Raw genomic sequence first — 7,889 nt, 5'->3', positions numbered from 1 at the left:
TGTTAGCGATCGCTGGTTTTTGATCCTACCTCACCAAATCGCGTTGCTCCCAATTGCAAATGTCAGGCACGAATTAATCCGTTGCCCATCAACCAGCACCGTGCAAGCACCACACTGACCATGATCGCAACCTTTTTTAGTACCAATTAGTCCTAGATATTCCCGAAGTGCATCAAGTAAAGTAACACGCGGTTCAATTTGCAAATTATGTTCTGTTCCGTTCACTTGCAGCCTTACCTTCACAGTTTCAGAAGTAGAAGTTGCTAGTATTGGGGTAGTTTTTTTGACTTGAGTTTGTGCTACAGCTTTCTCTACAAAATTAGTGATCGTAGCCCCTACTGTGCTGAGAATCATCAATTGACCTAACTTGCGGCGTCTTAGGGCAAACCTCATCTGTTTACTCCATTCTGTTTTTGTTGGTAATAATATTGAGTAATTCTTTTGATTTCAATTCTTTATAAAAATGACATTGTTAACAGAATACAATTTCATGTTGTTATCGTCTCTCTATCAGAAGATTTATGCCATAAGTCTCATCTATAGTTGTCATTATGTTCTTAATTTTTGTCTAAGTTCCCGCTAACTGTAGATGCTTATGCACACGAAAGCCAGCTATTGAAATTCCCCGCCTCTTTAGAGACAGGGAGTTTCAATGAGCCGACATTCCACAATTATTCGTTTAGCATTACTGAAATGCCTTTGTGGACGCTGGCAAGACTTTTTTCTATCACGGAGGAATAGCTGCTGATAAATGTTTTTTCAGCTTACTTGCAAACAACTACTAATTAGACACTCGAGACAATAAACCCATATTTTCTCAATACAGTCTTAGCTTGACTGCCAGATAAAAACTTGACAAATTCTTTGGCAGCAGAAATATTTTTACTGCTTTTAATTACTGCTACTGGATAGACAATCGGTGAGTGAAGCTTTTCGTCAGCAGTGACTACGACTTTTACCTTGTTGGAAGTTTTGGCATCAGTGGCATAAACTATGCCCGCTTGGGCATTACCACTTTCTACTGCTGCCAAAACTTGACGCACATTGTTAGCAAAGACAAATTTTGATTTAAGCTGATCATAAAGTTTCAAATTCTTTAAAACTTCTTCTCCATATTGCCCTGCGGGTACACTTCTGGGTTCACCGATCGCAATTTTCTTAATCTTGCTATTTATTAAATTCGAGAAACTCTTGATACCAACAACATCCTGAGCCACAATCAAGACTAGACTGTTATTTGCTAGGTTAGTACGGCTACCTGGTAGAAACAGTCCTTTTTGTTCTAAGGCATCCACCTGCTTTTTACCAGCAGAAATAAAGATATCCGCAGGCGCACCTTGCTCAATCTGTTGCTGCAAAGCACCAGAAGCCCCAAAGTTATAACTAATGTTGATATTTGATTTACTTTGTTGGTACAAAGGCTTAATTTCTTCCAGCGCATCTTTTAAACTAGAAGCTGCGGACACGATTATGTTGGTGCTTGATTGTGCTATTCCAGGAGAAGGAGTAATCAATGGTAAACCAATTGCCAAGAGCAAGCCTGCAACTGCTATACCCAGAAAGCCAAGAATCTGTCTTCTTTTCATAGAAAAGGTGCAATATAGGTTGTTTCCAAAATTGATGCTAGGTAAAATCGTACCAGTAATACCAATTTTTGACCAACTTTATCGGTAAAGTTTCTAAAAAAGAACAAGGTAAGTTTTCTATCTTACAGTTAAAAACTTCTGAAATATCACGGTAAGCTAGTTGGAATTACAAGTGATTGTGTCAATAAATTGTCAAATTAGCTGCTCAGTTTTTCGGGGTGAAATTTGCGATGACTGTGAATCTGAAGTCTTTAGAAAACCCAACCCATATAGTGGCCGATTCAAAAACCGCTCCTACCACTAAGAGAACCAGCTATGTTCCCTTGCAACATCGACGTATCCTTTGCATCTTTCCTAAGTACAGCCGCTCCTTTGGTACTTTTCATCATGCCTACCCACTCATGGGTAATGTCCGGGCTTTTATGCCACCTCAAGGTATTTTAATTGTGGCTGCCTACTTACCTAAAGAATGGGAAGTGCGGTTTATTGATGAGAATGTCAAATCAGCAACCAGAACTGATTACCAATGGTGTGATGTGGTGATTGTGAGTGGAATGCATATCCAAAAACCACAGATTAATCAAATTAATGAACTTGCCCATCGAGCGGGCAAAATTACAGTTGTCGGTGGCCCCTCGGTATCTGGGTGTCCAGAATATTATCCTGAATTTGATATTTTACATTTGGGTGAATTGGGAGATGCAAGCGATCGCATGATCGAGTATCTAGACCAAAACCTGGAACGTCCTCAAGGGCAAATTCGCTTTGAAACCAAGGAACGTTTACCCTTAACAGAGTTTCCCACTCCAGCTTATCATTTGCTGAATATCAATGATTATTTCCTGGCAAATGTGCAGTTTTCTAGTGGTTGCCCTTATCGCTGCGAGTTTTGTGATATTCCAGAACTCTATGGCAACAGTCCCCGGATGAAAACACCAGAGCAAGTGGTCGCGGAGTTAGATGCAATGCGACAATCTGGCAATCTGGGGGCAGTGTATTTTGTTGATGATAACTTTGTTGGCGATCGCCGCGCCGCCATGAAGTTGCTTCCTCATCTGATTGACTGGCAAAAACGCAATGGCTACCCCATCCAGTTTGCCTGTGAAGCAACGCTCAATTTAGCTCAAAGTCCAAAACTGCTGGAAATGATGCGCGAAGCCTATTTTTGCACAATCTTTTGCGGTATCGAAACACCAGAACCAAATGCTCTCCATGCGATTTCCAAGGACCAAAATCTGAGTATGCCAATTTTAAAAGCGATTCAGGTTTTAAATAGCTATGGTATGGAAGTAGTATCAGGAATCATCATCGGATTAGATACAGATACATCAGAAACAGCAGACCGAATTCTCGAATTTATTCGGGCATCGCAAATTCCCATGTTGACAATTAACCTACTTCATGCATTACCAAGAACTCCTTTATGGCGGAGATTAGAAGCAGAAGGACGACTTGTATTTGATGAAAGCCGCGAATCAAATGTTGAGTTTTTGATGCCTTACGAGCAAGTTATTGAGATGTGGCGGCGCTGCATCACAACTGCTTACGAGCCGGAATTTTTATATCAACGGTTTGCCTACAACATGGAACACACCTATCCAAACCGCATCGAAGTACCTAACAGCCCAGCTCGCACCTCTGGGGCTAATATTCGCAAAGGTTTAACTTATTTAGCCAATATTTTGCTGCGGATAGGCATATTTAGTAACTATCGTCAAACTTTTTGGAAAATGGCGAAGCCAGCATTAAAAGCAGGTAATATTGAAAATTTAATTCACATTGGACTTGTCGGACATCATTTGATTAAGTTTGCCCAAGATTGTGCCAAAAACGAAGAATCGGCTTCATTTTATTCCCAAAAAATCCTGACTAAAGTTCGTAGCTAATAAGCTAAAAGTTTTTTAACGTTCAAAAGATGGTGCGTTAGCCTGAAGCCATAACGCACCCTACCATTCTTAACTGATAACTGATAACTGTTCAAAACAGCCAGAAAGCCAAAAATTAAAACATGCGTTACAAAACACATCAAATTCAAGTTCATCTATGATCAGCAAGCCTTGGGATGCTCAACTTGCTTACTGGCTAGTTCTACCTTTAAAAGACAGTTGGGTAAACCCCAATCATCTCACCACAGTAAGACTTGTGACAGGGTTGGCGGCTGCCGTAGCGATGTTTACGACGGGCAACGCCTACGCAGTTGGCGATACTATTTGGGCTAATATTGGAGCATGGCTCTTTGCTTTATCAAACTTTCTAGATCACACAGACGGTGAATTAGCTCGTTTGAGTGGAAAAAGCAGCAAATGGGGACATCAGTATGACCTTGCTAGTGATGCTATAATCCACATTCTTTTGTTTGTGTCTATTGGATATGGTCTTAAGGAGGGAAAATTTGGTTGGTGGGCGTTGCTGATGGGGATAGTATCTGGCGTGTCTGTTGCTTGCATTTTTCATTTGCGAAACCAAATGGAACAGCGTTTAGGTAAAGACGCCAGCCCTCAACCAAATTTCGCGGGGTTTGACATTGAAGATGTGTTGTATTTGTTTCCCATAGTTACCTTACTGGATGGACTAGAACCATTATTAATGGCAGCTACAATTGGTGCGCCAACCTTTGCTGTATGGGTAATTTGGCAATTTCGGGCGCTCCCGGAGCCTGAATCAAAGTAGTACCGCAAAGCGGAAGTCAGCCCCTTCTCTTCTCTACAAGAGGCTGCGCCAACGAGATAAATTCGCGTTCGGGTAAGTCAAAAGTCAAAAATATTATATGGAGCTTCAAACTGAAATTGATAAAGCCATAGCAGTTGTTAATTACCAGAAATTTAAAGCTGAGTTTCAAGCTCAAAATGAATTTTTGGTGGTTGAGAACTTTCTTCCTAACTCGATCATCGAGAGCTTTTTGACGCTGTTGCCATCTTTGCAACCTGCTATCAACCGTAACTATATTCCCAATCATAAAAAGGGCGGTAGTATCAGCCGCTATAGCTTAGACAGCCTTGCTCCGATTTTTGGAGAGTTTTATCAACTCAGTGGCTTTTTTGAGTTCCTCAACAAAATTACGGCAGAAAAACTCCTTCCCTGTCCTGATACTGATCCCCATACTTACGCATTGTACTATTACACTGAGCCTGGAGATCACATTCAGTATCATTACGATACCTCTTACTATCGCGGGAAACGCTATACAGTGTTGCTTGGTTTAGTTGACGACTCCTCCAGTAAGCTGGAATATCAACTCTACAAGGATATTCCTGAACGGGACATGGAAATGCGATCGCTCTCCTTAAAGCCTGGTACTCTAGTATTATTCAATGGTGACAAACTTTACCACAGAGTTACTCCTTTGGGGAAAAATGAACAGCGTATTGTCTTAACTCTAGAGTACGTCACTGATACCCGTATGGGTATGCTAAAACGTTTTGTCTCCAATATGAAAGATGCGATCGCCTATTTTGGTTTTTGCCAAGTGTTTCGTCGTCGATAGCGATACGAGTTACTGTTTCTTCCATGTTAAGAATTAATTAACAAATATTGTCTTGAGCAAAAAACAGTCATTATAAAATACTGGGAAAATTTCTAGATTTCCTAGTGTTTTAGCTTTGTTGGTGACTTGACGATGAAGGCAATTATATTAGCTGCTGGCGTTGGACGACGCTTAGGTAAAGATGGGCAAATCCAACCCAAATGCTTACTGAAATTTAACGGTAAATCTCTATTAGAGCGCCATTTAAACTATCTTCGTCATTATCAGATTGACCAAGTAGTAATTGCTGTGGGTTATCAAGCACAAAGAATTCAGGAGGAAATCAAAGCACTCAAAGCCGAAAATTGGGTTAGTACAGTTTACAATCCTGACTATACCAAAGGTAGTGTTATCAGCTTATGGACTTTACGTCAACAGCTAGTTGCTGGCGATGACATATTATTAATGGATGCAGATGTGTTGTACGATCGCCGCATCATCGAACGACTGGTAAAGACAAATATCCCTAACAGCTTCTTGCTGGATCGCGATTTTGAACCAGGGGATGAACCCGTGAAGCTTTGCGTCAAAGATAATTATTTAGTAGAGTTTCGCAAACAGGTAGCTCTTGGTTTGGTTTATGATTTTGCAGGTGAGTCAGTGGGATTCTTTCGGTTTGGGAGTACTGTTGCTCACCGTCTTGCTACTCGCACAGAACAATATGTTGCTGATGGACTGGATAATGAACCTTATGAAGAAGTAATTCGGGATCTGCTGTTAAAAACTCCCGAAACATTTGGCTACGAAGACATCACTGGATTACCTTGGATCGAAATCGATTTTCCCCAGGATATTCAACGCGCCCAAAACGAGATTCTACCTCAAATAGAAGTCGCAGAAAATGTCTGAAAATATCTTTATCAAAAAAGAACTCAGGAGTCAGGAGCCAGAATTCAGTATGAATTCTGTGCTATCGGCGGGGGAATTAAGGGGTTTAAACTCCCACTAAATATCCGATTTAGTGGTCAACAAGAAAGTGGCAGGTTTGAATCCCCTACTAATTGATTCTGAACTCTTCTTTATTATATAGGTTGAAAAAAGCAGAATAAATGCATCAAATACTTGCGCCCATTGACACCACTGCAAAATTAAATAAGTGTGCCCAATTGCGGGTATTATTAGAATCGCCTCAACTCGACTTCATCATGGAAGCTCACAATGGGATTAGCGCCCGTATTGTGGAAGAGGCTGGATTTAAAGGAATTTGGGCGAGTGGATTAGCCCTTTCGGCTCAATATGGCGTTCGAGATAATAATGAAGCCAGTTGGACTCAAATTGTGGAAATGCTGGAGTTTATGTCTGATGTCACTAGCATCCCCATCTTATTAGACGGGGATACTGGTTATGGCAACTTTAATAATATGCGCCGCCTGGTGAAGAAGTTAGAACAGCGAGGTATTGCTGGAGTCTGTATTGAAGATAAGCTTTTTCCCAAAACCAATAGTTTCATCAACGGTAGTCGCCAAGCTTTGGCTGATATTGATGAATTTTGCGGCAAAATTAAGGCAGGTAAGGATAGTCAGACAGACGCAGATTTTTGCATCGTCGCCCGACTTGAAGCTTTGATTGCCGGGTGGGATCTTTCGGAGGCAATGCGCCGAGCTGAAGCTTACCACGCCGCCGGAGCAACGGCAATTCTAATTCACAGTAAATCATCGCGTCCTGACCAAGTGCTAGCCTTTGCCAAAGAATGGGCAGGTCGTTCTCCGTTAGTTATTATACCGACTAAATATTACAGCACTGCCACCGATGTTTTTCGCAAAGCTGAAGTTAATTTGGTTATCTGGGCGAACCATCTGATTCGAGCTGCTGTTGCTAGTATGCAAGCGATCGCCCGTGAAGTGAAAGCCAGCGAAACTTTAATCAACATTGAAGATGATATTGCTTCTGTAAAAGAAATTTTCCGATTACAAGGGGCGGATGAACTCCAAGAAGCTGAAAAACGCTACTTTAACAACGGACGACAAAATACCCAAGCGATCGTTCTGGCTGCTAGCAGAGGACAAGAATTAGCAGGGTTGACGCAAGATAAACCAAAAGTAATGTTACCCCTTGGAGGTAAACCTCTACTCAGGTTGTTGGTAGACAAATTCAAGAAACTTGCCATCAATGATATTACCGTTGTCGCCGGTTACAAAGCAGAAACTATCAATGTTCCGGGGACTAAAGTCATCCGCAACCCAGATTATGAAACAACGGGAGAATTAGCATCCTTAGCCGTAGCTCAAGCCAGCTTTAACGATGAGATGCTGGTGCTTTACGGCGATTTATTATTTAGAAGCTACATCCTACGAGATTTATTAGAATGTCCCGGAGAAATTGTGGCTGTGGTTGATTCTGTGGTAAATAGTAAGTCTGTTAGCGGTTCACCTGACTACGCTTATTGCTCAATTTCAGATGATCTTTCTTTGTTTGGACAGGATGTCAACCTGTTGGATATTTCTAAAACAACACAAACGCAATTGGGAAAATCTAGCGGTCGTTGGATTGGGATGTTGCGCTTGCGGAGTCAAGGTAGACAGTGGTTGAGTGAAGCACTCAACGAGTTGCAAAAACGACCGGAATTCAACAGTTTGGGTTTGCCAGAATTATGCAATTATTTAATCGAGCAAGGAAAACCGATCAAGGTACTTTATATTCGCGGTAACTGGTTAGATGTTAATTCTTTAGATGATCTTGACCTTGCTTTTCAATTGAAACAATAGGGAGTGGGGAGTGGGAAGTTATATTATGTATGCTGGATTACTTATTAAACCCAAAGAACCCCACCCCGCCAAAGC

At 41.3% G+C, this 7,889-nt stretch carries 7 protein-coding genes; 5 read left to right on the top strand and 2 right to left on the bottom strand.

Going from position 1 to position 7,889, the window contains the following annotated elements; translation table 11 throughout:
- Nucleotides 1–30 precede the first annotated feature (30 nt).
- Entirely contained in the window at nucleotides 31–393 is a 363-nt protein-coding gene (locus ACFE90_RS33730; RefSeq protein ID WP_375506652.1) for a 2Fe-2S iron-sulfur cluster-binding protein, read from the bottom strand.
- Nucleotides 394–785: 392 nt separating this feature from the next.
- Nucleotides 786–1,586: a molybdate ABC transporter substrate-binding protein gene (gene modA, locus ACFE90_RS33725; protein ID WP_375506651.1), complete on the bottom strand. Its 801-nt coding sequence runs from the start codon at nucleotides 1,584–1,586 to the stop codon at nucleotides 786–788.
- 230 nt (nucleotides 1,587–1,816) lie between these two features.
- Between modA and ACFE90_RS33720 the strand changes: the two genes are divergently transcribed.
- The 5 genes from ACFE90_RS33720 to aepX all read left to right on the top strand — a co-directional run bounded on the left by ACFE90_RS33720 (nucleotide 1,817) and on the right by aepX (nucleotide 7,814).
- Entirely contained in the window at nucleotides 1,817–3,472 is a 1,656-nt protein-coding gene (locus ACFE90_RS33720; RefSeq protein WP_375506650.1) for a B12-binding domain-containing radical SAM protein, read from the top strand.
- 157 nt (nucleotides 3,473–3,629) lie between these two features.
- Nucleotides 3,630–4,256, top strand: coding sequence for a CDP-alcohol phosphatidyltransferase family protein (locus ACFE90_RS33715; protein ID WP_375506649.1), 627 nt, complete (start codon nucleotides 3,630–3,632; stop codon nucleotides 4,254–4,256).
- Between the two features lie 97 nt (nucleotides 4,257–4,353).
- Nucleotides 4,354–5,070, top strand: coding sequence for a 2OG-Fe(II) oxygenase (locus ACFE90_RS33710; RefSeq protein ID WP_375506648.1), 717 nt, complete (start codon nucleotides 4,354–4,356; stop codon nucleotides 5,068–5,070).
- Between the two features lie 132 nt (nucleotides 5,071–5,202).
- On the top strand, nucleotides 5,203–5,958 hold the full coding sequence (locus ACFE90_RS33705; protein WP_375506647.1) for an NTP transferase domain-containing protein: 756 nt from the start codon (nucleotides 5,203–5,205) through the stop codon (nucleotides 5,956–5,958).
- Between the two features lie 200 nt (nucleotides 5,959–6,158).
- Entirely contained in the window at nucleotides 6,159–7,814 is a 1,656-nt protein-coding gene (aepX, locus tag ACFE90_RS33700; protein ID WP_375506646.1) for a phosphoenolpyruvate mutase, read from the top strand.
- Nucleotides 7,815–7,889 lie beyond the last annotated feature (75 nt).

Origin of the sequence: uncultured Nostoc sp., from assembly GCF_964245445.1 — a bacterium.
GTDB lineage: Bacteria > Cyanobacteriota > Cyanobacteriia > Cyanobacteriales > Nostocaceae > Nostoc.
The sequence above is the reverse complement of the archived record's forward strand: the minus strand, read 5'-3'. Positions and strand labels throughout refer to the sequence as shown.

Bases quoted from the DNA above. Each gene is read 5' to 3' on its own strand.
- ACFE90_RS33730 (WP_375506652.1), bottom strand. From the start codon at position 393: ATGAGGTTTGCCCTAAGACGCCGCAAGTTAGGTCAATTGATGATTCTC.
- modA (WP_375506651.1), bottom strand. From the start codon at position 1,586: ATGAAAAGAAGACAGATTCTTGGCTTTCTGGGTATAGCAGTTGCAGGC.
- ACFE90_RS33720 (WP_375506650.1), top strand. From the start codon at position 1,817: ATGACTGTGAATCTGAAGTCTTTAGAAAACCCAACCCATATAGTGGCC.
- ACFE90_RS33715 (WP_375506649.1), top strand. From the start codon at position 3,630: ATGATCAGCAAGCCTTGGGATGCTCAACTTGCTTACTGGCTAGTTCTA.
- ACFE90_RS33710 (WP_375506648.1), top strand. From the start codon at position 4,354: ATGGAGCTTCAAACTGAAATTGATAAAGCCATAGCAGTTGTTAATTAC.
- ACFE90_RS33705 (WP_375506647.1), top strand. From the start codon at position 5,203: ATGAAGGCAATTATATTAGCTGCTGGCGTTGGACGACGCTTAGGTAAA.
- aepX (WP_375506646.1), top strand. From the start codon at position 6,159: ATGCATCAAATACTTGCGCCCATTGACACCACTGCAAAATTAAATAAG.